Origin of the sequence: Saccharopolyspora antiqui, from assembly GCF_052246905.1 — a bacterium.
In the GTDB taxonomy this organism is placed as follows: domain Bacteria; phylum Actinomycetota; class Actinomycetes; order Mycobacteriales; family Pseudonocardiaceae; genus Saccharopolyspora.
On the sequence record NZ_JBQQBO010000001.1, the window covers coordinates 238,548 to 261,571 of the forward strand.

Below are 23,024 nucleotides of genomic sequence, written 5' to 3' on the forward strand. Positions count from 1 at the left end.
AAAGTGCGGGAACAGTGGCAGGATTCCAGCCCCGTTCGGCGCGGCGAAGACGCCGTTGCCAAATCGCACCGCAGCGCTGCGGGGGTGGACGCAGCGCTGCGGGGTGCACGTCGTCGTCAGCGGACTCCCAACGTCATTTTGCCCAGGCGGCTGATCTTCGTCTCCAGCACGTCCCCGGCGGTGATCGGTCCGACGCCGGGCGGGGCACCGGTGAACACCAGATCGCCCGGCAGCAGGGTCATCATCCGCGAGGCGTAGGAGACGATCGCCGGGATCGGCGTGATCAGATCCTTGGTGTGCACGTGCTGGCGGTGGTCGTCGCCGTTTAGCACCAGGTCGATCTCGAAGTCCGCGGGATCACCGGCCTCGTCGGCGGTGGTGATCCACGGACCGAGCGGCGCGAAGGTGTCGTAGCTCTTGCGCCGGGACCGGTCCGCGGCGCTGCGCACCGTGATGTCCAGTCCGATGGTGTAGCCCAGCACGTGGTTCAGCGCGTCTTCCTCGGTGATGTCCTTGCCACCGGCGCCGATCACGATCACCAGTTCCGACTCGTGGTGGATCTCCTGACCGGCCGCGACCACCTCCGGCGGCAGCACGATGTCCTGGGTCGGACCGCTGATCGCCGACGGCGACTTGAGGAACACGTCGAAGTCCATCATCCAGGACTCGATGTGGCCGAGGGTGCGTTCCTGCACCTCGTGCATCTCCGCGACGTGGTCGCGGTAGTTGCACGCGCAGGCGATGACCTTCGAGGGGTTCAGCGCCGGTTCCCGCAGCTGGACCTGCTCCAGCGGGATGGGGGTGCCAGCCTTGGCGGCGGCCTCCAGATCGGTCCTGAGTTCCAGGAAGTCCCGGCACAGCGCGCGCCACCATCCGGCGGTGACCGGATCGGGATCGTGCGAGGACGGCAGCGCCGCTGTGACGTCGACGATCCCGTCCTCGGTGACCGCACCGAGGCGGAAGTCGTTGAACAGCGCCAGCTTCACGAGAAGTCCTTTCAGCGAGGGGAGAACGTGCCGGTGATGGCTTGTGGGGTGTCCAGGGACTGTTCGCGGTTGATGCCCAACGCCCGCAGCACCGGGGTGTCGCTGAGGGTGAAGAAATCCGCCTGCTCCAGCGCGTGGTGCTCGACCGCCGACCAGGACGGCACCACGAACATGTCGCCGGTCTCCCAGTCGAAGCGCTGCCCGTCGATCACGCTGTGGCCCGCGCCCGCGCGCACCACGTAGATCCAGTTCCCGGTGCGCCGCACCGGAAGCGTGTGGCGACCGGCGAACACCCGCTGCACGCCGCAGGCCAGCGTCGGCAGCACGCTCGCCCCGGATCGGGGGTTGATGTACTCGACGGTGACCGAAGGCGCGTCCGGCTGCTTGCCCGTCTCCTGCCGCAGCCGCTCCTCGGTGTCCGCCCACCGGTAGATCAGCAGCGGGGACGGCGTGGGATCGAGCTCGGTCCGCACCGAACCGGAGGTGTAGCGGCGGCAGGTGTCGGCGTACTGCCGTTCGGAGCGGTTGTGCTCGCCCTCGACGGCCTGGTTGAGGTCGGGGTGCGGTTCGAAGAAGATGCCGTCGAGGGCCTCCACCATCGGCAGGTCCAGGCCGTCGAACCACAGCATGTTCCGGTCCGTGGTGTTCGAGTGGTCGTGCCAGGCCATTCCCGGAGTGAGGACGAGGTCACCGGAGCGCATGTCGCACGCATCCCCGTTGACCGTGGTGAACACGCCTTCGCCGGAGATGACGAAGCGGATGGCGCCCGGGGTGTGCCGGTGCGCGGGGGCGCTCTCGTTAGGACCCAGGCATTGCACCGCGCCCCACAGGGTGCCCGCCGCGTAGGGACGGCCGCCCAAACCCGGGTTGCGCAGGCTCAGCACCCGCCGCTCGCCGCCGCGTTCGATCGGCACCAGCTTGATGGCGCGTTCGGCCAACGGCACGTACGTCTGCGCGCGCCACAACCACGGGATCGACTTGGGGCGCGGGACGGGCGTGAGCAACTGCTCCGTGATCGTCCACAGTGGAGCAAGGTCGACCACGTCCAGGTCCCGGTAGAACGCGGCTAGTTCCTGATCCACGTCTTGCTCGACGGTCATGACTGCGCTCCTTCCAACTCGTGCTTGTCGGGTGGCGTGCCGATGCCGAACTTCCGCACGCTTTCCAGCAGCGAAACCCGGCGCAGCCAGTCGCGGGCCCGGTCCGGATCGGCCGCCAGCGCCCGCAGCTCCCGCTGGTTGGTGCGACGTGATTCCGGATCGGTCTCGCGCAGCCGGTCGGTGTTGCGCTGCGTGTCGGCCTGGACGTACTCCAGCGCGATGCGCCGACGGCAGCTGTTGAACGTGTCCAGCTCGGCGTCCTCGTCGGCGCCTTCGGCGAGGATCCGGACCAGCCGCCGGGTGAGGTCCATGGCGTCGTGGATGCCGCTGTTGAGCCCGACGCCACCAACCGGGCTGTTGACGTGGGCGGCATCGCCGACCAGCAGCACGCGACCGCTGCGGAACGACTCCGCGACCCGCTGGTGCACGTTGTAGATCTGGTGGTCGATGATCGGGTATCCGTCCTCCCGGGGCGACCAGCCCTGCAGGTGCCGCTGCATCTCGGCGGGATCGGTGGCCTGCTCGGTGCTGACATCGGCGGGCACCGGGTAGAGCAACCGCCAGGCCTCGGGGGTGTGCAGGATGAACAGCCACTCCACGGGGTCCGCGACGTAGTTGACCTCAGCGATGCCGGGCACCTGTTCCCGCAGGTCCACCGGGGTGCTGATGATTAGGAACCGCTCCGAGTAGGTGACGCCCTCGAACGCCAGTTCAAGCTGCTTGCGCACCGTGCTGCCAGCACCGTCCGCGCCGATCAGGTACGAGCCGCGCAGCCGCTGCTCGCCGGTGGCCGTCTGGATGACGGCCTCGACGCCCTCGGCGGTGTTCTCGACCGCCACCAAGCGGGATCCGAAACGCAGTTCGACGAGATCGTCGGCGCGCAGCCGGTCGAACAGGAACTGCACCAGGCGCTGCTGGTTGAGCTGGAGCCGGAACGGGAACTTGGTCTCCGCGCTCAGCACGCCCAGGTCGAACTCGGCGACCAGCCCGTCGCGCCGGTCCCGGAACTGGTACTTCGGCACCACCAGACCTTCCGACAGCATTCGGCCGGTGATGTCGATGTGCTCCAGCAGCTCCATGGTGGCCGCGTGGAAGGTCGACGCCCGCCAGTCCGGCTGCGGCTGCGGGGTCGCCTCGATCACCACGGTCGGGATACCCGCGGTCGCCAGCGATGCGGCCGCGGTCATACCCACCGGCCCGGCGCCAACGACGATCACGGGAAGCTCTTTGGAAATCAGCACAGCTGCGACAGTAGGAAGTAATTCCTCATGAAGGAAGAATTTGGGGATATAATTCCTTCATGCCGAACAATCCAGCCAAGTCGGGCGGCCTCAGCTCAGTGGACAACGCGCTGCGGCTGCTGTCCCTGCTCGGTGACCGTCGGGCGCTGCGGGTCGCCGAGGCGGCCGAGGACCTCGGCGTGGCGCGGTCCACCGCCCATCGTCTGCTGTCCGCGCTGCGCGCCCACGGTTTCGCGATGCAGGACAAGGCCAACGGCGCCTACCGGCCGGGACCGGTGCTCAACGAGATCGGCCTGGCCGCGATCGGACGAATCGACATCCGCCGCGTCGCCCAACCCCTGCTCCAGGAACTGCGCGACGAAACCCAGGAGACCGTGAGCCTCTCGTTGTTGGAAGGCCGCAACATCCGGTTCATCGACTGCGTGGAGGGCACCCGGTCCGTGCGGGTCGGCGGACGCACCGGGATCGTGCTGCCCGCCAACTGCACGGCGGGCGGCAAGGCACTGCTCGCCGCCCTGTCCGAACCCGAGCTCGCGCGGCGCTACGCCGATGAGGACCTGCCGGTGCGCACCGAGTCCTCGGTCGCGTCCTGGACCGAACTCGAAAAGGAACTGCAGGTCGTCCGCCAGGACGGCTACGCGATCAACCTGGAGGAGGGCGAGCAGGGCATCAGCGCCGTCGCGACCGCGGTGCTCGACCTCACCGGCGCACCGCTGGCGGGCATCGCGGTGGTGGTACCCGCCAGCCGGATGGACGCCGCCACGGCGAACGAACTCGCACCCAAGGTGATGGCAACCGCGAACGCGGTCCAGGAACTGCTGCACACCAAGCTGTGAACCGGCGCCAGGCCCTGCCCGCACATCGGGGGCCACGTTCCGCACGGATCACGGCTTCGCTGGGGGCCGTTGAGTTGAACTCCGGTGCTGGGACTCCGGTGCTAGGAAAGAGTCTCGGTGGTCACCGAACGTTCGCCGGGTAGACCGTCGAACAGACCCGTCGCGCCGCGAGGTCGCCACAGCGCAACGCCGCCCGGGGTCGCGGCGGCATCGTCGACCGATGTCACCACGCCCCGCTCGGCCGAATCCAGGGCCCGCAGGACGATCAGCATGTTGGCGTAGCTCTGCTGGATCGTGCCGACGACCTCGGCACCGTGCCGGACCGCGTCGGCGAAGTTGCTGAGCTCGTTGTAGTAGCCGTTGTCGATGCCGCGGAAGACGTTGGTCCGCGTCGTCCCGTCGGGACGGATCAGCGTCACCCGCCGATGCCCGTCCGTGCCCTGCAGGCTCAGCACGCCGTCGGTTCCGTACAGCCGCATGTCGTTGGGTTCCGGCGGAATCGCGATCTCCAGGTAGCTGGCCGTGTAGTTGCCGATGGCGCCGCTGGCGAAGACCATGTTCAGCGTCAGGTCCGACGGCGAGTCGATCGTGCTGTTGGCCCGCTGGACGGCCCCGTGGGTCTGGACGGCATCGCCGCAGAGCATCCGGATCTGGGCGATGTGGTGGATACCGGCGTCGAGGTGCACACCGCCGCGGTACTGCGGCCGCAGCCGCCACGGTGTTCCGGTGAACCTGCCCTGCTTCGGCACCAGCTGTCCGGCCACCCGCCACGCCATCAGGTGCACCTTGCCGATGGCGCCGTCGTCGAGCAGGGCACGCGCGAAGCGGATGTCGTCGCGGTAGAAGAAGTTCTCGCCGATCAGGATCGTGCGGTCGGGGTATTCGTCGGCCAGCGCGAGGAACTGGCGCGCCTGCTGCTCGTCGGTGCCGGTCGGCTTCTCGCAGAACACGTCCTTGCCCGCGGCCAGCGAATCCTTGGTGACCTGGTAGAGGTCCGGGATCGGCACCGAGATCAGCACCGCCTCCACGTCATCGCGGGCCAGCAATTCGTGGTAGTCGGCGGTGAAATCGGCCATGTCCACGCCGCTGTAGGACGAGAAGTGCTCACCCTGGGAAACGGACCGATCGGCGAACGCGGTGACCACGAACCGGTCGGTGAGCGCTCGCAGCGCCTGCCAGTGCAACTGCGCGACGGCCAGACCGGTTCCGATCAGCCCCAGTCGAATCGGCCCGGTTTTCTCGTTGCCCCGCATGCTTTTGCCGCCTTCCGTCTGGTTCGGAGTTCGAAGAGCCGGTGCGCTCGCGAGCTATCCGCTCGCCTGCTGCTTCGCCGAACGGGCCGGCCGGTTGGCCCGCTTGTGCTTGCGCTTGCGCTCGGCGAGGATCGGGAAGTTCTTCTGCAGGTGCGAACGCATCGCCACCCTGGCGGCGTCCGGGTCCCGCGACCGCAGCGCGTCGAAGATCCGGGCGTGGGACTCGGTGGCGCGGTGCAGGCCGCCGGGCGCCTCGTTGGTCACCCGGCGGCTGGCGGTGAGCAGCCAGCGCGCGGAGTACATGATCCGGTCGAGGATGCGGTTGTTGGCCGCGCGGCAGATCGCCATGTGGAATTCGTGGTCGGCGTCGAGGTAGTTGTCCGGATCCGATTCCAGATCGGTCATCCGGTCCAGGTCTTCCTGGAGCCTGGCCAGGGTCTCGTCGGTGATGCTGGTGGCGGCCATCGCGGCAAGTTCCGGCTCCAGCAGCACCCGCATCTGGTGCAGCTCCCTGAGCAGCTCGTCGACGTGCTCGGCGGGCAGCCATTCGACCAGCAGCGGATCCAGGTAGTCCCATTCGGCCTGCGGCCGGACCACGACGCGACGTCCCTGGGCGATCTCCACGATGTCCAGCGAGGCAAGCATTTTGAGCGCATCACGTGCCACCACGCGGGAGACGCCGAACTCCTGCGAGATTTCGAGCTCGGACGGCGCCTGCCCGCTCTCGAACTCGCCGTCCACGATCCGCCGGGTCAGCAGCGCTGCCACCTGGGTCGGGAGGGTGCGGAGCTTGACACCGTCCGGCATCTCTTGTCTCCTAGGCATGTCATCAGCTTATCGGACAAGTAAAACCCGTCGACCCCGAATTCGGCACGTTTTTCCGATTTCCGCGCGATATTCCGCTCTTCCGACCCGGCTGGTTCAAGATCTCGGTCCGCTCGGCAGAACGTCCCGCCGTTGGTGCCGAGCAACTCTGGCCGGGCGCTGGCGGAGGCGACCCAAATCCGCAAGGGCAGCGGCAAGGCCTCAACGAGGAGGTTTTGGAATGCGAGGTACGCACCACCCGAATGCCCTGAGCAGACGTGATTTCCTGGGCAGATCAATGGCGCTGCTGGGCAGCGCCGGTGCCGTGCCGCTGCTGTCCGCGTGCGCGGCAGCGGCGCCCGAAGCAGGCGCCGACGAGATCAACGCGCTGCTCATCACCGGTGGCACCAGCTATCCGCCGTACTGGGAGAAGATGGTGACCGAGTTCCGGCAGCAGACCGGGATCACCGTCAACTACGACCTGCTGCAGTTCACCCCGCTGCTGTCGAAGGAGATCACGCTTTCGGCGGCGCGCAGCGCGCAGTACGACGTCTACAGCACGCACACCGCGCAGATCGGCGCCTTCTTCCCCCATTTCGAACCGCTCAACAGGTATTTCACCGACACCGACCTGGCGGACTTCTTCCCCGTCTCGCTGGCCGCGCTCACCAACTCCGCGAACGGGCAGTTGGCGGCGATTCCGCGCAACATGGACTCGCGTTCGCAGTACTACCGGACCGACCTGTACGCGGCGAATTCGCTCCAGCCCGCCAGGACCTGGGACGAGCTGATCGACGTGGGCCGCAAGCTCACCGGTGGCGATCGCTACGGCCTGGTGCTGCCGGGCTCGGGCGACCCCGCGCAACGGCAGTTCGCCGACTTCCTGTGGCAGGCCGGTGGAGATTGGCTCGACGCGGACAACCACGTCGCGTTCAACTCGCCCGAGGGCGTGGAGGCGCTGACCTTCTACCGCGACCTGATCAAGCGGTACAAGGTCGCGCCGCCTGATTCCGTCACCTACCAGTGGAACGAGAACTCCGCCAACTTCTCCAACGAGATCTGCGCGACCGTCTTCGACTGGCCGGGCGGGTACGCGAGCTACGGGGATCCGTCGTCGGCCAAGACCGCGGGCAAGTTCGGCACCGCGCCGCTGGCCAGCCACCGCACGGGCATCTCCTGCGCGATCGCCCACGCCATGGCGATCAACAGGTTCTCCGAGAAGAAGGACGCGGCCGCCGAATTCATCAGGTTCACCGTCAGCCCGAGCGCCCTGGTCGAGCAGTACCAGAAGTTCAAGTACTACCCGAGCCGCATGAGCATCGCCGAGCAGGTCACCGGTGCGTCCCAGGGTGCGGAGCACAAGTGGCTCACGGACCTGCGCACGACGATCGAAAACGGCAAGGAATGGCCCAAAGTTCCCGGTTTCGACAAGGTCTCCACGGTGGTGCAGACCGCCGTGCAGAGCGCGTTGAGCGATCAGCTGACCCCGAAGGCCGCCCTGGACGCCGCTGCCAGGGAGTGCACCCGGATCCTGCGGCAGGAAGGGACGATCCGCTGATCATGACGACGGAAACGACTGGGCCGCGGCGATCACGCGGTCGTCCCGCGTGGCTCACCGGGTACGCGCTCGCCGTACCGGCGCTGCTGGTGATGCTGGCGGTTTTCCTCTACCCGCTGGGTTTTTCGCTCGTCAAGAGCTTCTTCCGGTGGGACCTCGATGCCGCCGACGGCGGGTTCGTCGGGTTCGGCAACTACTTCGACGTGTTCACCGGCATGTCGTTCGGGCCGACGCTGCGCAATCAGGTGGTGTTCACCGTGGCGTCGCTGGTGCTGGAATGCGTGGCCGGGATGGCGATCGCCGTGTTACTGGGTAGCAAGCTGCGCGGGCTGCGCCCGGCGCGGACGCTGCTGCTGATCCCGCCGATGGTGGCCCCGGCGGTGGTGGGCCTGAACTTCCGCTGGCTGTTCAACGAGCAGTACGGCCTGATCGACGGGGCGCTGAAAGCCCTCGGCCTCCCGGTGATCCCCTGGCTTTCGGATCCCGGCTGGGCGCTGGTGTCGATCATCATCGCCAGCGCCTGGCAGAACACCCCGCTGCTGGTGCTGCTGTTCCTCGCCGGACTGCAGGCGGTGCCCAAGGAACCCGTGGAGGCGGCGGCGATCGACGGGGCGTCCAGCTGGCGGACCTTCTGGTCGGTCATCCTGCCGCTGGTGCGACCGGTGATCGTGATCGCGCTGATGATCAGGATCATCGACCTGTTCCGGACCTTCGACGTGGTCTGGCTGATGACCCAGGGCGGGCCGGGCAACGCGTCGAACCTGCTGACGGTCGAGGCCTACAAGCTGGCCTTCCAGAGCGTCGATTTCGGCCACGCGGCGGCGGTTTCCTACGTCGCGCTGGTGATCTCGCTGATCCTGCTGGCACTGCTGTACGGCATTCCCTGGCTGACCGCGCGGAGGACGTTGCGATGACCGAGTTGGCGCTGGAAACCAGGAAGCCGACAGGATCCGCCCCGGCCCGCGGCAGGCGGGCGAACCTGGGCCTCGCGGCGCGCTACGGCGTGCTCGTCGCGACGGTCTTCCTGTCGATCTTCCCGCTGCTGTGGCTGATCGTGACCTCGCTGCGGACGACGGACGAGATCTTCGCCACCCCGGTCGAGCTGATCCCGAAGTCGATCACGCTCAGCCAGTACGTCAAGGTCTTCAGCGACTACAACATGGCCGACTACCTGCAGAACTCCGTGGTCGTGTCGCTGGCCACGGTCGTGCTGGTGACGGTGCTGGCGTTACCGGCCGCCTACGCGCTGGCGCGGATCCGGTTGCCCGGCGTCAAAATCATCGTCGGGGTGCTGCTGGTGATGCGGATGATCCCGGTCATCGCGTTCGCGATCCCGCTGTTCGCGGTGTTCTCCTCGATCGGCATGCTCGACTCGGTCTGGGCCCTCATCCTCACCCACACCGCCGCGAAACTGCCGGTGGCGATCTGGCTGCTGATGGCCTTCATCCAGGACCTGCCAACCGAGATCGAGGAGTCCGCCGAGATCGACGGGGCCGGGGTGGTCAAGCGGCTCGTCCTGGTGGTGGCGCCGCTGGTCGGACCGGGACTCGCCGCGAGCGCGGTGCTGACGTTCCTGTTCACCTGGAACGACCTGCTGATCGCCCTAACGCTGACCTTCAGCGAGGCCGCCCAGACGCTGCCGGTGGGGCTGACCAACTTCGTCACCCAGTTCGGGATCGACTGGGGTCCGATGTCGGCGGCCGGTGTGCTGATGGTCATCCCGACGTTGTTGTTCGTCTGGTTCGCGCAGAGCTACCTGGTCAAGGGACTCGTCGCCGGTGCGGTTCGAGGCTGACCCGGCACATCCGGAGAAGATGGGAGACATCGTGGATCTGTCACTCGATGGCAAGGTGGCGGTGGTGACCGGTGCCGCGTCCGGCCTGGCGCGGGCGGTCGCGAGGACCCTCGCGGCCGAGGGGGCGCGGGTCGCCGGTGCCGACCTCAACGAGGCCGGTGTCACCGCGGCGATGCGGGAACTCGACGGCGGATCGGGCTCGTGCCGCGCTTATCCGCTCGACGTGACCAGCCGCGCGGGCTGGCGGGAATTCGTCGAATCGGTGGAGCGGGACCTCGGTGAGATCGACATCCTGTGCAACATCGCGGGACCGGCACCCGCCCCGGTCAGCGGGCACCTGGACACCGACGACGAGGAGTGGCGTAGGCAGATCGACGGGCACCTCACCGGCGTCTTCCTCGGTTGCCAGACCGTCATGCCGAAGATGATGGAGCGCCGCTACGGCAAGATCGTCAACATGTGCTCCTTCACCGCGCACGGGGTGAGCGCGGGCATTCCCGGCTACGACGCGGCCTTCGGCGGAATCCTCTCCTACACCAAGGATTTGGCGCGCTTCGCGGCCCCGTACAACATCAACGTCAACTGCGTTTCGCCCGGCAACATCGAGACGCCGATGACGCAGGGCTGGATGTCGCAGCCCGGCGCCTACGACCGGGTCCGCGAGCGGACCCTGATCGGTCGCGTCGGCCAGGCCGACGACGTGGCCAACTGGGTGGTCTTCCTGGCCTCCGACCGGGCGCAGCACGCCGTCGGCATCGAGATCAACGTCTCCGGCGGCCAACTCCTCGCCTGAACGTCGCGGTGCGGAAGGGGAAGGGCATGAAGATCGTCAACGTCACGACGGCGGTGGTCGCCTACCACGGTGAGGCGACGTTGGTGCGCATCGACACCGATGAGGGCATCAGCGGATTCGGGGAGGCCAACCCCGATGCGGGGGCGGCGCCGGTGGTCGGCCTGATCCACGCCCTCAAGGACGACCTGATCGGCGAAGATCCGCGAAACGTCGAACGGTGCTGGGAGAAGCTGCGGCGCAGGCACGTCTTCGCCGGTCCGCAGGCTGGCGTGTTCGTGATCGCGCTCAGCGGGATCGAACTGGCCCTGTGGGACCTGGCGGGCAAGGCCGCCGGTCTGCCGGTGTACCGGCTGCTCGGCGGCAAGTTCCGGGACCGCATCAGGCTTTACGCCGACTGCGGCGACGGCGACGACCCCGCCGGTTCGGCGGCGGGCTGCGCCGACCGGGCGCGCCGGATGGTCGAGGAGGGCTTCACAGCACTCAAGTTCGACATCGACGACCTGGACCACCCGGCGAAGTTCGACGAGTTCAACCACACGCTGGGCGCCGCCGAACTGCGCACCATGGTCGAAAGGGTCGCCGCGGTCCGGGAGGCGGTGGGCCCGGACATCGACCTGTGCATCGACATGCACGCGCGCTACGACGTGCCCAGTGCCTGTCGGATCGCCTGGGAGTTGGAACCGCTCAACCTGATGTGGTTGGAGGAGCCGATCCCGGCCGAGAACATCGACGCGCTGGTGCGCGTCCGCGCCCAGACCCGCACCCCGATCTGCGCGGGCGAGAACCTCTACCTCCGCTGGGGTTTCCGGGAGTTGCTGGAACGCGGCGCGGTCGACGTGGTGATGCCGGACGTGCCGAAGTGCGGCGGTCTGGCGGAGAGCAAGAAGATCGCCAACCTCGCCGAGATGCACTACGTGCCGTTCGCGCCGCACCTGGTCTCCACCCCGCTCGGCACGATGGCCACCTCGCACCAGTGCGCGGCGATCCCCAACTTCCTCGTGCAGGAGTGGCACGCGCTGGAGGAACGCGAGGTGTGGGACAGCTACGTGGTGCGCCCGGACGGCGGCTCGATCGTCCAGGACGGGTACATCGACCTCCCCGATGCGCCGGGCATCGGGGTCGACCTCGACATGGACGGCGTGCGCGCGCACGCCGTGTCCGGCTACAGCGTGTTCGAGTGACGGGAGGCAGGACATGACCGCAAACTCGCAGGACGGCGGCGCACGCCGCGACGCGGATCGGATCGCGCGGACCGCGAAGCGCCTGAAGGGCCTGTACACGGCCGTGGTGTACGACATCATGGACGAACTGGGATTGCCGAACCAGTGCCTGGACCTCGCGATCAGGCCGCTGGACCGCTCGATGCAGGTGGCCGGACCGGCGTACACCGTGATGGCCGCGCCGGACATGCGGGAGCGCAGCGAGATGCCGACGAACGCGAAACTGGCGGACTTCGGGGTCTTCACCCACATGTACCCGGGCTGCGTCGCCGTCGTGGGTGCCGCTGGCGAGCGCCAGAGCGGTATCTGGGGCGAGTTGATGAGCAACGCCAGCCGGGCTCGCGGGGCCACGGCCGTGGTCATCGACGGCGGCATCCGGGACGGCCGCCTGGTGCGCGAGATCGACGGCCTGTCGGTCTTCGCCCGCTACACCTCGCCGATCGAGTCGTTGCGGCGGTCGCGGATCCACGACCTGGAGGTGCCGATCTCGATGTCCGGCTCGCTGTCCAGCCAGGTCCGCGTCAACCCGGGCGACTGGGTGTTCGGCGACGGGGACGGCGTGCTGGTGATCCCCGAGGAGGCCCTTGAGGAGGTGCTCGCGAAGTCCGAGGAGGCCAAGGACATCGAGGACAAGGTCCGCGAGGAAGTGCAGTCCGGCATCCCCGTCGCAGACGTCTACGCCAAGTACGGTCGCCTCTGACCGAGCGAAGTTGATCAACATGGCGTGCTGTCGGGCACGTCACCAGCGGCGTGGTTCGCGCCGCTGGTGACGTTCTGCGCCGCTCGATGATCCGGCGAACCACGCCAATGAGCTGCACGGACTGCCCAACTACCGCCGCATACCGAAAATCACCGCCACGTTTCCGCGAAGAGACCACGCCATCGCGTAACGACAGCCCGCGCCTAGCACTCCGTGGCGGCCGTGGCCGCTGCTGGCTGGTCGCGGCCCGCGTGGTAGATGTCGATGTGACGAGTGCGGGGGCGCTCGCGCTCGGCCAGGGCGCGGGCGCCCGCGGGACCAGCTGGAGCGTTGTATGACACTTGACAACCGGTACGTCCAGCTCGGCCTGATCGCCGCGATGCAGGTGCTCGGCATGGCGATGTGGTTCTCCGCGTCCGCGGTGGTGCCCACGCTGCGCGAGGTGTGGCACATCAGCGACACGCAGGCCGTTTGGCTGACCGCTTCGGTGCAGGTCGGCTTCGTGGTGGGGGCGATCACCTCGGCCGCGTTCAACCTGCCCGACCGCTTCCCGCCGCAGCGCGTCGCCGCGTGCGCCGCGCTCGGCGCGGTGGCCGCGACCGCTGCGGTTCCCTTGCTGGCCAGCGGTTTCGGTCTCGCGGTGCTCTGCCGGTTGGGCACCGGTTTCTTCCTCGCCGGGGTGTATCCGGTGGGCATGAAGCTCATGGCGTCGTGGTTCGGCTCGACCGGTCGAGGGCTCGCGCTCGGCGTGCTCATCGGCGCGCTCACCGTCGGCTCCGCACTACCGCACCTGATCAACGGTCTCGGCGGGCTGGCCTGGCAGGGCGTGCTGCTGACCGCGGCGGGCATCGGGCTCGGTGCCGCGCTGCTGGCCGCGACGCTCGTGCGACCGGGACCGCAGTTGGCCGGTGGCGTGGTGCACCACCGGCCCAGGTATGCGCTCGACATGTTCCGGGAGCGCGGTCCGAGGCTGGCCAACCTCGGCTACTTCGGCCACATGTGGGAGCTGTACGCGCTGTGGACCTGGCTGCCCTCGTTCGTCGCCGCGAGCACCGCTGCCGGTGCCGCGACCGTCGGGGTGGTGTCGTTCGTGGCCATCGGGGTTGCCGGGGTGGTCGGCTGCCTGCTCGGCGGTTGGGGCGCCGACCGCTTCGGGCGCGCGCCCGCTGCGGGACTGGCCCTCGTCGTCAGCGGCGCGTGCTGCCTGCTCTCGCCGCTCGTGTACGGCGCGGCGTGGCCGGTGCTGGCCGTGCTGCTGGTGGTCTGGGGCGCGGCGGTGATCGCGGATTCCGGGGTTTTCTCCACCGCCCTCAGCGAGGTCGCCGACTCGCGCTACGTCGGCACCGCGTTGACCGCGCAGACCGCGATCGGTTTCCTGCTGACCGTGGTCACGATCAACCTGGTGCCCGTGCTGGCCGAATCCGTCGGCTGGCGCTTCGCCTTCCTGGTGCTCGCACCCGGCCCGATCCTCGGGGCACTCGCGATGCGGGCACTGGGTGGGCAGGCGAATCATGCCCGGCAGGGACGACCGCGAGGAGGAACGCCATGAGTTCGAGTTGGCCGCACGGCGCACCAGCGGTCGGGGACACCGCCGAGCTGAGCAGGCGGGTCACCGCCCGCGACATCGAACTGTTCACCGAGATCAGCGGCGACCGCAATCCGCTGCACTACGACCCCGACGCCGCGGCGGCCTCGCGGTTCGGGGAGATCGTCGTGCAGGGCGGTATCACCAGCGCGATCCTCAACGCGGTCGTCGCCGAGGAGCTGCCCGGACCGGGCACGGTTTTCCTCAACACCCACTTCGACTTCACCGCACCCGTGCGTCCCGGCGACACCATCACCGGCCGCGTCGAGGTCACCGAGGTCCGCTCCGACAAGCCCATCACCAAGCTCGCGGTGACCGTCACCCGGGACGACGGCACGGTGGCGCTGTCGGGGAACGCCGTTTGCTACACGATGGCGATGAAGCGCGGCAGCTGACCGTCCTCGGCTGGCCTGGGCGTCCTGCACGGCCGCCGCACCGACACCGGTCGGGTGCGCGACGATCGCTGCTGCCTGTCGCGTGCTGATGCGGCATCGCGATTTCACGCGACATGAGTGCGTGTTGCGGCCACTGATTTCAACGCTCGGTTGATCTCGGCCGTAACTTGGCGGCACATTCCGTAACTCCCCATTATTCCGGATGCCTCGGATCGGTAATCCGCGCTGGCTGAAATTGCACCCACGAACAGCTACGAGGCTGCTGTCGCTCGATGTCCTGCCTGGAGGACATGATGCCAGAGATGTATTTTCGGGTGCGCTGGCCGGACGGTGAAATCCAGCGTTGCTATTCCCCTTCTACTGTGATCGCGGACTATTTCGAACCCGGTGCGGTCTATTCCGTCGCCGATTTCGTCGAGTGCAGTCGGCAGGCGCTGGGCATCGCGAGTGCGCGGGTGCGGGCGAAATACGGCGTGGCGTGCGCCGCGGCCGCCGACCAGCTGGTCGAGATCGAGACCACCGCCGCCGCGTTCACCGACGAACGCCGAGCTGCGGTCACCGTCGAGGCCCTGCTGCCCGCCTCCGGGAGTCCGCGATGAACTTCGCCGGAGAGCATTTCCCGGTCGCCGTCATCGGCGGCGGGCAGGCCGGTCTGTCCGCGAGCCGCTGCCTGCGCGAGCGCGGTATCGAGCACATCGTGCTGGAGGCGCACCAGCTGGCGCACGACTGGCGGTCTCGGCGCTGGGATTCGTTCTGCCTGGTCACCCCTAACTGGCAGTGCGCACTGCCCGGTTTCCCGTACCGGGGTCAGGATCCGGACGGGTTCATGGTGCGCGACGACGTTGTGTCCTATTTGGACGCTTACGCCGCGTCCTTCCGGCCCCCGATCGTCGAAGGGGTGCGGGTCACCCGACTGCGCCGCACCGGGACCGGGCTGTACCGGCTGGACACGACCGCCGGGGAACTGACCGCGGAACAGGTCGTGGTGGCCACCGGGGCGTACCACACCCCCGTCATCCCGCGGATCGCCGAACGGCTGCCCAGCGGTCTGCACCAACTGCACTCCGCCGACTACCGCAGCCCGGCCGCACTGCCCGACGGCGCGGTGCTCGTCGTCGGCAGCGGGCAGTCCGGTGCGCAGATCGCGGAAGACCTGCACCTCGCGGGACGCCAGGTGCACCTGGCCGTCGGCAGGGCGCCGCGCGTCGCGCGCTTCTACCGGGGCCGGGACTGCGTGGCCTGGTTGGCCGACATGGGGCACTACGCCAAGACGATCGACGAATTCGCCGACCCCGAAGGCGTGCGGAAGCGGGTCAACCACTACGTGACCGGTCGCGATGGCGGTCGGGACATCGACCTGCGCGCGTTCGCCCGCCAAGGGATGCGGCTGTACGGCCGGTTGACCGGAATCGTCGGCGCGAGCTTGGCGTTCGGCGGTGACCTGAAGCGCAACCTCGACGCCGCCGACGCCGTCGCCGAGTCCATCAAGGACGCCATCGACGCGCACATCGCGGCACGCGGCATCGACGCGCCGGTGCAGCCGCGGTACGTGCCGGTGTGGGAACCGGACCCGGTGCGCCAGCCGCGACGGCTGGAGCTGGCGGAGGCCGGGATCACCTCGGTGATCTGGTCGACGGGCTTCCTCGCCGACTACCGGTGGATCGAAGTGCCGGTCTTCGACGGCCGCGGCTACCCCACCCATTGGCGCGGCGTGACCAGCGCACCCGGCCTTTACTTCCTCGGACTGCCCTGGCAGCACACCTGGGGTTCCGGGCGGTTGGAGGCCGTCGGCCGGGACGCGGCGTACCTGGCCGAGCGGATCGAGGCCTCCGGTCGCCGCACCGACGTGTGCGGCGCGCTCACCGGTTCGGCCCCGGCGCTGCCCGTTGCACCTCTGATGAGCTGAGGAGGCGTCGTACCGTGACCGCGCACCACGTCTTCGACGCGCACCGCCACCTCGGTGTGCTGCCCTCGTTCCCGTTCTACGGCGGCCCGCCGGTGAATCCGGACACCACCGCACGCGCCAGCGTCAAGCAACTGCTGGCCGACCTCGACGCCGAGGGCACCGAACGCGCCCTGGTGCTGCCCAACTACGGCGTACCGGACCCGGATGTCGCGTTCTCCTTCAACGAGTTGGTGATCGAGGCCGCTCAGGCGGACGACCGGGTCCGCGCCGGGCTGTGGGTCTCGGCCCGGCCCGAGGACGAGCACCGCACCGCACGCGCCCTCACCCTCGCCGGCGAGGCCGGGGTCCGGGCGCTCAAGCTGAGCTTCCTGCTCGGCGGATCGCCCGGGGACCCGGGATGCCGACCGCTGCTGGACCGGATCTTCGGCGCGGCCGAGCGGCACGGCCTGGTGGTCCACGTGCACACCTCCCCCGGTGCCGCCTCCGACATCGACGAGGTCGGAAAGCTGGTGGCGTGGTACGCCGACCGCGTGCCGGTGCACCTGGTGCACTTCGGTGGCGGCATGAGCGGCCACATCAAGCTCGCCGGTTCGCGCTTCTTCGACTGGATCGACGCCGGGAAGCGCGTCTACACAGACCTCTCCTGGGCCATCGGCTTCACGCCGTACTGGCTGGCCCGGGAGATCGAGCAGCGCGGTATCGGTCACGACCGCGTGCTCTTCGCCAGCGACCAGCCGTGGGGCGACTTCACGGGCGAATACGCCCGGCTGCGTGCCGCGGCTGGCGACGGCGAACTCGGCGGGCGGGTCTTCCGCGACACGTTCGCCGCGCTCTACGACTGATCCCTTCCCCACGACGCACCGAGGAGACGAACATGTCCGACACCGTCGAACTCACCGAGCTGGAGCAGAAGTCGCTGGGCGAGATCCCGCACCCCGCCCTGCCCGAAGGTTCCAGCATCTACGGCGCCACCAAGGTCTTCCCCGACTACGAGGCCGAGGACGGCGAAACGTACTTCACCCTCGTCCACGGCATCGCCCACGAGTCCTCGGTCAGCTTCGTCGCCGTGCTGCAGGCGACTCGGGCGCTGCGCAAGGGTTTCGAGTCGGCCATCTACTTCTACGGCCCCGGCTCGCTCAACTGCCTCGCCACCCGCGGCTTCCCCACCACGGGCAACTCCGCCTTCCCCGGCGAGCACAACATCAACAACCAGCTCAAGACCTTCCTCGCCGAGGGCGGCAAGGTCTACTGCTGCCGGTTCGGCCTGTCGCTGCACGGCGCCCGCGAGGAAGACCTGATCGAAGGCGTCATCCCCACCCACCCGCTGGACGTGCAGGACGCGATCATCCACTACGCCCGCAAGGGCGCGATCATCAACTCGACCTACCAGCTCTGAAGAGCTTTCGGGAGGTCGTTCCGGGTGGTGGTGTGGGCGATTTCGCGCGAAATCGGCGCTTCCAAGAACAGGACCGAACACACTCGTTGAGAGGTGCGCTGTGAGCGTTGGCACCGACAAGACGCGTACGACTGGCACACCGGTGGATGTGCGGATCATGACCCGCGCGGAACTCGCCCTGCACGGCATCCGGTTGGACGCACCGGTCAAGCGGCCGGACGGGGCGGGTCCCAGCGACGACGGCCACGTCCTCGTCGACGGTGCCAACGCCGCGCTGCCCACCAATCCCGCCAGCCCCTACCTGGTGCGCGACGGCCGGGTCTGGCTGGGCGAGGAGGACACCGGCGTGGCCATTTCACCCGTGCGTCGGCCGAAGTTCTACGATCTGACCACAGTAGACGGTGTGCGGTACGAGCAGCTCGCCCGGTTGCACGGCGCCGACGTGCTGGCCACCACGGTCGTGCAAACCTGCATCCGCTACGGCGAATCCGACCGCTGCCGCTTCTGCACCATCGAGGAATCGCTGCGCTCCGGCGCCACCGTCGCGGCCAAGACACCGGCCCAGCTGGCCGAGGTCGCCGAGGCGGCCGTGCGGCTGGACGGCGTGCGGCAGATGGTGATGACCACCGGCACGACCGCCGGACCCGACCGCGGCGCGCGCAATCTGGTGCGGTCCGTGCGGGCGGTCCGCGCGGCCGTGCCCGAGCTGCCGATCCAAGTGCAGTGCGAGCCTCCCGGTGAGCTGCGGTGGATCCGCGAGTTGCACGAGGCGGGCGCCACCGCGATCGGCATCCACGTCGAGTCGCTGGACGAGGAGGTGCGGCGGCGGTGGATGCCGGGCAAGTCCACCGTCGCGCTGGCCGAGTACGAAGCCGCCTGGGACGAGGCGGTCCGGGTCTTCGGGCACAACCGCGTCTCCACGTACCTGCTGGTCGGGCTGGGCGAGGATCCGGACGAGCTGATCGCGGGCGCGGGCTCGTTGATCGAGCGCGGTGTTTACCCGTTCGTCGTCCCGTTCCGCCCGATGCGCGGCACCTTGGCCGCTCAGGACGGCATCGGCTCCCCCAGCGCCGAACTGCTGCGATACGTCACCGAGGCGGTCGCGGCGCAACTGCGGGCGGCCGGGATGTCCGGCGCGGACCAGAAAGCGGGCTGCGCGGCGTGCGGGGCGTGTTCGGTGTTGCGAACGGCGGGCGGGTGACCTCGGATGGCACTCGACGACATGCTCACCCTGACGGGAGCCGACACTTCCGCTCCGGTACCGGACATCCTTTCGCTGCTCGGCGACCGCGCGACCCTGGCACGGCAGCCCGCCGTCCGGATCGAGCAAACCGACGACCCGACCGCACTGGCCGCGTATCGCGCCCTGCGGCACGAGTTCTTCGTTCGGCAGCAAGGCCTTTTCGAAACCAGCGACCTCGACGATCGGGACGCCGACCCGCGCACCGTGGTGCTGGTGGCCCGCGACAGCGGCGGCGAAGTGCTCGGCGGCGTACGGCTCGGGCCGGTGGATGACGGCCCCGACCTGGGCTGGTGGTACGGCGGTCGGCTGGTCGTCGCGCCCGCCGCCCGACGCCTTGGCGGCATCGGGCCCGCGCTGATCCGAGCGGCCTGCGCCCGCGCGGAGGCCGACGGCGTGCTCCGCTTCGAGGCGACCGTGCAGCCGCGCAACGAATTGCTCTTCAGCCGACTCGGCTGGCATCGCGTCCGCGAGGTCGACAAAGCCGGTGCGCCCCACGTGCTCATGCGGTGGCGCATCGGCCGGATCGCGGCTCAGGTTTCCGCCACCAAAGCCGCGTTGGGTCCGCTGCTCGCGGCGCTGACCGACGCCCATGCTCTCGGCGGGGCGGGCTTCACCGGTGACGACGGGGCACCCGTGCCGGGCAGCGACCTGGTCGCTGCCTGCGACGCCATCACACCGTCCATTGTGGAGCGCGATCCGGAGTGGGCGGGATGGTGTTCGGTGCTGGTCAACGTCAACGACCTCGCCGCGATGGGCGCCGCACCGGTCGGCCTGCTGGACGCGCTCGGCGCGCGGGACACCTCGCACGCCACCCGAATCCTGGCCGGGCTCAAGCGCGCCGCCGCCGCGTACGGGCAGATCCCGCTGCTGGGCGGGCACACCCAGCTCGGCGTCCCGGCAGCGCTGGCGGTGACCGCGCTGGGCCGCACCGACCACCCGGTGCCCGGCGGAGGCGGACGTCCCGGCCTGCAGGTCCGGCTCACCGCTGACCTCGGCGGCGCGTGGCGGCCGAACTACCCCGGACGGCAATGGGATTCGACCAGCTACCGCGGCACCGAGGAGCTGCGGGCGATGCTCGGCGCCGTCGCCGCGGCGCGGCCCGCCGCGGCCAAGGACGTCTCCATGGCTGGCATCGCGGGCACCCTCGGCATGCTCGCGGAGGCCAGCGGCTGCGGTGCGGTGCTGGATGTCGCCGCCGTGCCGCGCCCACGCGGTGCGTCCGTCGGCGATTGGTTGACCTGCTTCCCCGGCTTCGCGATGCTCACGGCCGACGAAGCAGACGCACCCGCCCCGCCAGCGGGACCCGCGACGAGCGCGGTGTGCGGTGCGCTGACCTCGGCACCAGGCGTCGGACTGCGCTGGCCCGACGGAGAGATCACACCGGCGGTCACCGGGCCGGTGACCGGATTGGGGACCGCGTGAGCACGCTGCGAATGGCCGCCGTCGCGGCGGAGTTCGGCCGCGACCTCGAAGCGGACTTCATCCTCGTCGAGCAGCTGATCAAGCAGGCGCGCGCCGACGGGGTCCGGCTGCTGGCGCTGCCCGAGGCGTGTTTGGGCGGCTACCTGCTGAGCCTCGACAGCAAGGCGACCGGAGCGGACGACGACCCCGGACCACCGCCGCTCGCGTTGGACGGCCCGGAGATCCGACGTCTCGCCGACCTCGCTGGCGAACTGACCGTGATCGCGGGCTACTGCGAGGCGGGCGAGGACGGCCACCGCTACAACAGCGCGGTGTGCGTCACCGGCGACGGCGTGCTGGGCAACCACCGCAAGGTGCACCAGCCGCTCGGCGAGGACGCCAGCTACGCCTCCGGGGCGGACTTCCGCGCCTTCGACACGCCGGCCGGTCGGATCGGCATGCTGATCTGCTACGACAAGGCGTTCCCGGAAGCCGCACGCGCTCTCGCGCTCGACGGCGCCGAGATAGGGGTGTGCATCTCCGCCTGGCCGGGGGCGCGCACCAACGCGGCGGCCGATCTGGCGCAGGACCGCTGGAAGCGCCGCTTCGACCTCTTCGACCGGGCTCGGGCGCTGGAGAACCAGGTGGTTTGGGTTTCCGCCAACCAGGCGGGCTCGTTCGGCTCGCTGCGCTTCGTGGGCAGCGCCAAGGTCGTCGACCCCGGCGGCGACATCCTCGCCGACACCGGGGTCGCACCGGGCGTGGCGACCGCCGAAATCGATGTGGCGCAAGCCCTGGCGACCGCCCGCCGCGCCATGGGTCACCTGCGCGACCGGCGCCCAGAGGCCTACCCGCACACCGCAGGAGCTGGCAACGCATGACCACCGTCCGGATCGCAGCCGCGGCTGCCCACTTCGGCCGCGACCTGGAATTCGACCTGGCGCGCATCGCCAAGCTGATCGAGGACGCGCGCAAGGCGGGCGCCGGGCTGCTCGTCCTCCCCGATGCCGCCCTGGGCGGCTACCTGGCCGATCTCCGCCAGCCCGACCCCGAAGCGCTGCCCCCGGCGCTCAAACCGGACGATCCGCTGATCCTCCAGGTCGCCGGGCTGGCCGCTGAAATGGTGGTCTGCGTCGGCTACTGCGAGGACGGCGGCGACGAGCGCTACAACGCCGCGGTCTGCGTCACCGGCGACGGTGTGCTCGGCCGCCACCGCAAGGTGCACCTACCGGCCGGTGAAGTCGCCGCGTACGCGCCCGGCGACCGCTTCGACGCCTTCGACACTCCGGTCGGGCGGGTCGGCATGCTCATCGACTACGACAAGACCTTCCCGGAATCGGCGCGATCCGTAGCCCTGGACGGCGCCGAGATCCTAGCCTGCCTGTCCGCCTGGCCCACCAGCATCACCAACCGCGCCCCGCGAATGGCCCAGGACCGCCAAGCCAAGCTCTTCGACCTGTACGACCAAACCCGGGCCGCCGAGAACCAGGTCGTGCTCGCCTCCTCAAACCAGACCGGAACCATGGGCGGCATGCGCTTCCTCGGCCAGGCCAAAGTGGTCGGCCCCGGCGGCGACATCCTGGCCCGCACCTGGTCCAAGGCCGGACTGGCGGTCGCCGAGATCGACGTGGCCACCGAGATCGACCGGGCCCGCCGCGTGCTGCGGCACCTCGACGAGCGCCGACCGTCCGCCTACCGGGGAGGCGCCGGGTGAAGATCGCCCTGCTGAGCTATTCGACCAAGCCGCGCGGCGGCGTGGTGCACACGCTGGCGCTCGCCGAGGCGCTGGCCGCGCGGGGCGAGGACGTCACGGTGTGGACGCTGGGCCGCGGCGGTGACTCCGGATTCTTCCGCTCGGTCGACCCCGCCGTGCGGCTGCGGATCGTGCCCTTCGCCGACGGGCCGGAGCACGAGACGGTCGGCGAGCGCGTGCTGCGCTCGATCGCCGTGCTGCGCGACGCCTTCGCGCCGTTCTCGGCCGCCTACCACATCGTGCACGCGCAGGACTGCATCAGCGCCAACGCCGTCGGCCGCTGCGTGCGCACGGTCCACCACATCGACCACTTCACCACCCCGGAGTTGGCCGCCTGCCACGAGCGGGCCATCGTAGGCCCCTACGCCCACGTCTGCGTGTCGAGATCGGTCGCCGACGAACTCGCCGACGGTTGGGGCGTCAAGGCCACCGTCATCCCCAACGGGGTCGCCTACGAGCGCTTCGCGACGACCGACGCCGCGGCCCGCACCCGCTGGCAGGACCGCCTCGGCCGCTACGTCCTCGCGGTCGGCGGGATCGAACCCCGCAAGGGTTCCCTCGACCTGCTGGCGGCGTACGCGCTGCTGCGCGCCGAGCATCCCGACGTGAAACTCGTCATCGCGGGCGGCGAAACCCTCTTCGACTACCGCGACTACCGGGCTCGCTGGGAAACCGCAGCGGCGGAACTCGGCGTCGAGCCGATCGTCCTCGGGCCGGTCGGCGACGACGACCTCCCCTCCCTCGTCGCCAGCAGCGCCGCGTTCGCCTTCCCCTCCACCAAAGAAGGTTTCGGCCTCGCCGCGATGGAAGCGCTCGCCGCGGGTGTTCCGCTCGTCGTCCGCGATCTGCCCGTCCTGCGCGAGGTTTTCGGCCGCACCGCGGGTTTCGGCGACACCCCGCAAGCCCTGGCCACCGAACTCGGTCGCGCGCTCACCACCGACGACCCGGCGCGGCGGGCGGCGGGCCGGGAACTCGCCGCCCGGCACACCTGGCACCAGGCGGCCGAACAGCACATCGCCTTCTACCACTCCCTCCGCTAGCTCGACGTCATCGCCGCTC

General features: G+C 69.4%; 24 protein-coding genes. 18 read left to right on the plus strand and 6 right to left on the minus strand.

What is annotated here, in order from left to right; translation table 11 throughout:
• Nucleotides 1-116: 116 nt before the first annotated feature.
• The 3 genes from ACTWQN_RS01060 to ACTWQN_RS01070 are packed head-to-tail and all read right to left on the minus strand — an operon-like array spanning nt 117 to nt 3,303.
• Complete coding sequence (locus ACTWQN_RS01060) at nt 117-986, minus strand: fumarylacetoacetate hydrolase family protein (protein ID WP_443201367.1); 870 nt, start codon at nt 984-986, stop codon at nt 117-119.
• 11 nt (nt 987-997) lie between these two features.
• A complete protein-coding gene (locus tag ACTWQN_RS01065; RefSeq protein ID WP_443201368.1) occupies nt 998-2,086 on the minus strand; it encodes a cupin domain-containing protein in 1,089 nt (362 codons plus the stop codon).
• Nucleotides 2,083-3,303: an FAD-dependent oxidoreductase gene (locus tag ACTWQN_RS01070; RefSeq protein WP_443201369.1), complete on the minus strand. Its 1,221-nt coding sequence runs from the start codon at nt 3,301-3,303 to the stop codon at nt 2,083-2,085. The genes ACTWQN_RS01065 and ACTWQN_RS01070 overlap by 4 nt, the downstream gene beginning before the upstream one ends.
• An 83-nt stretch (nt 3,304-3,386) precedes the next feature.
• Between ACTWQN_RS01070 and ACTWQN_RS01075 the strand changes: the two genes are divergently transcribed.
• Nucleotides 3,387-4,163, plus strand: a complete 777-nt coding sequence (locus ACTWQN_RS01075; protein ID WP_443201370.1) for an IclR family transcriptional regulator — start codon at nt 3,387-3,389, stop codon at nt 4,161-4,163.
• A 101-nt stretch (nt 4,164-4,264) separates the two neighbouring features.
• Here the strand turns inward: ACTWQN_RS01075 and ACTWQN_RS01080 are convergent, their stop codons facing one another.
• Together ACTWQN_RS01080 and ACTWQN_RS01085 are read right to left on the minus strand one after the other, a co-directional pair.
• A complete protein-coding gene (locus tag ACTWQN_RS01080; RefSeq protein WP_443201371.1) occupies nt 4,265-5,416 on the minus strand; it encodes a Gfo/Idh/MocA family protein in 1,152 nt (383 codons plus the stop codon).
• Nucleotides 5,417-5,470: 54 nt separating this feature from the next.
• Complete coding sequence (locus ACTWQN_RS01085; RefSeq protein ID WP_443201372.1) at nt 5,471-6,223, minus strand: FadR/GntR family transcriptional regulator; 753 nt, start codon at nt 6,221-6,223, stop codon at nt 5,471-5,473.
• A 238-nt stretch (nt 6,224-6,461) separates the two neighbouring features.
• Here ACTWQN_RS01085 and ACTWQN_RS01090 point away from each other — a divergent pair, with 238 nt between their 5' ends.
• The 6 genes from ACTWQN_RS01090 to ACTWQN_RS01115 are packed head-to-tail and all read left to right on the plus strand — an operon-like array spanning nt 6,462 to nt 12,286.
• A complete protein-coding gene (locus tag ACTWQN_RS01090) occupies nt 6,462-7,778 on the plus strand; it encodes an ABC transporter substrate-binding protein (protein ID WP_443201373.1) in 1,317 nt (438 codons plus the stop codon).
• Between the two features lie 2 nt (nt 7,779-7,780).
• On the plus strand, nt 7,781-8,692 hold the full coding sequence (locus ACTWQN_RS01095) for a carbohydrate ABC transporter permease (RefSeq protein ID WP_443201374.1): 912 nt from the start codon (nt 7,781-7,783) through the stop codon (nt 8,690-8,692).
• Nucleotides 8,689-9,573: a carbohydrate ABC transporter permease gene (locus tag ACTWQN_RS01100; RefSeq protein ID WP_443201375.1), complete on the plus strand. Its 885-nt coding sequence runs from the start codon at nt 8,689-8,691 to the stop codon at nt 9,571-9,573. The genes ACTWQN_RS01095 and ACTWQN_RS01100 overlap by 4 nt, the downstream gene beginning before the upstream one ends.
• A gap of 31 nt (nt 9,574-9,604) precedes the next feature.
• Nucleotides 9,605-10,366 carry an SDR family NAD(P)-dependent oxidoreductase gene (locus tag ACTWQN_RS01105; protein WP_443201376.1) on the plus strand — a complete coding sequence of 254 codons (762 nt, stop codon included), beginning with the start codon at nt 9,605-9,607 and terminating at the stop codon, nt 10,364-10,366.
• Nucleotides 10,367-10,392: 26 nt separating this feature from the next.
• Entirely contained in the window at nt 10,393-11,547 is a 1,155-nt protein-coding gene (locus tag ACTWQN_RS01110) for a mandelate racemase/muconate lactonizing enzyme family protein (protein ID WP_443201377.1), read from the plus strand.
• Nucleotides 11,548-11,560: 13 nt separating this feature from the next.
• Nucleotides 11,561-12,286, plus strand: a complete 726-nt coding sequence (locus ACTWQN_RS01115; protein WP_443201378.1) for an RraA family protein — start codon at nt 11,561-11,563, stop codon at nt 12,284-12,286.
• A gap of 203 nt (nt 12,287-12,489) precedes the next feature.
• Here ACTWQN_RS01115 and ACTWQN_RS01120 read toward each other — a convergent pair whose 3' ends face one another.
• Nucleotides 12,490-12,627 (minus strand): hypothetical protein, encoded by a 138-nt coding sequence (locus ACTWQN_RS01120; RefSeq protein ID WP_443201379.1) that lies wholly within the window; start codon nt 12,625-12,627, stop codon nt 12,490-12,492.
• Between ACTWQN_RS01120 and ACTWQN_RS01125 the strand changes: the two genes are divergently transcribed.
• The 11 genes from ACTWQN_RS01125 to ACTWQN_RS01175 all read left to right on the plus strand — a co-directional run bounded on the left by ACTWQN_RS01125 (nt 12,621) and on the right by ACTWQN_RS01175 (nt 23,005).
• Nucleotides 12,621-13,835: an MFS transporter gene (locus tag ACTWQN_RS01125; RefSeq protein ID WP_443201380.1), complete on the plus strand. Its 1,215-nt coding sequence runs from the start codon at nt 12,621-12,623 to the stop codon at nt 13,833-13,835. The two genes, ACTWQN_RS01120 and ACTWQN_RS01125, sit on opposite strands and share 7 nt — an antisense overlap.
• Nucleotides 13,832-14,266, plus strand: a complete 435-nt coding sequence (locus tag ACTWQN_RS01130; protein WP_443201381.1) for a MaoC family dehydratase — start codon at nt 13,832-13,834, stop codon at nt 14,264-14,266. Before ACTWQN_RS01125 ends, ACTWQN_RS01130 begins: the two co-directional genes overlap by 4 nt.
• A gap of 302 nt (nt 14,267-14,568) precedes the next feature.
• Nucleotides 14,569-14,865: an MSMEG_0570 family nitrogen starvation response protein gene (locus ACTWQN_RS01135; protein ID WP_443201382.1), complete on the plus strand. Its 297-nt coding sequence runs from the start codon at nt 14,569-14,571 to the stop codon at nt 14,863-14,865.
• Entirely contained in the window at nt 14,862-16,172 is a 1,311-nt protein-coding gene (locus ACTWQN_RS01140) for an MSMEG_0569 family flavin-dependent oxidoreductase (protein WP_443201383.1), read from the plus strand. Before ACTWQN_RS01135 ends, ACTWQN_RS01140 begins: the two co-directional genes overlap by 4 nt.
• Nucleotides 16,173-16,186: 14 nt before the next feature.
• A complete protein-coding gene (locus ACTWQN_RS01145; RefSeq protein WP_443201384.1) occupies nt 16,187-17,014 on the plus strand; it encodes an amidohydrolase family protein in 828 nt (275 codons plus the stop codon).
• A 32-nt stretch (nt 17,015-17,046) separates the two neighbouring features.
• Complete coding sequence (locus tag ACTWQN_RS01150; protein ID WP_443201385.1) at nt 17,047-17,568, plus strand: MSMEG_0572/Sll0783 family nitrogen starvation response protein; 522 nt, start codon at nt 17,047-17,049, stop codon at nt 17,566-17,568.
• A gap of 100 nt (nt 17,569-17,668) precedes the next feature.
• Nucleotides 17,669-18,769 carry an MSMEG_0568 family radical SAM protein gene (locus tag ACTWQN_RS01155; RefSeq protein WP_443201386.1) on the plus strand — a complete coding sequence of 367 codons (1,101 nt, stop codon included), beginning with the start codon at nt 17,669-17,671 and terminating at the stop codon, nt 18,767-18,769.
• A 6-nt stretch (nt 18,770-18,775) separates the two neighbouring features.
• Nucleotides 18,776-20,233 (plus strand): MSMEG_0567/sll0787 family protein, encoded by a 1,458-nt coding sequence (locus tag ACTWQN_RS01160; RefSeq protein WP_443201387.1) that lies wholly within the window; start codon nt 18,776-18,778, stop codon nt 20,231-20,233.
• The gene (locus ACTWQN_RS01165; protein ID WP_443201388.1) at nt 20,230-21,093 is read left to right on the plus strand and encodes a carbon-nitrogen hydrolase family protein; all 864 of its coding nucleotides are present in this window, start codon (nt 20,230-20,232) and stop codon (nt 21,091-21,093) included. The genes ACTWQN_RS01160 and ACTWQN_RS01165 overlap by 4 nt, the downstream gene beginning before the upstream one ends.
• Nucleotides 21,090-21,926 (plus strand): carbon-nitrogen hydrolase family protein, encoded by an 837-nt coding sequence (locus ACTWQN_RS01170; protein WP_443201389.1) that lies wholly within the window; start codon nt 21,090-21,092, stop codon nt 21,924-21,926. The genes ACTWQN_RS01165 and ACTWQN_RS01170 overlap by 4 nt, the downstream gene beginning before the upstream one ends.
• Entirely contained in the window at nt 21,923-23,005 is a 1,083-nt protein-coding gene (locus ACTWQN_RS01175; RefSeq protein ID WP_443201390.1) for an MSMEG_0565 family glycosyltransferase, read from the plus strand. Before ACTWQN_RS01170 ends, ACTWQN_RS01175 begins: the two co-directional genes overlap by 4 nt.
• Nucleotides 23,006-23,024 lie beyond the last annotated feature (19 nt).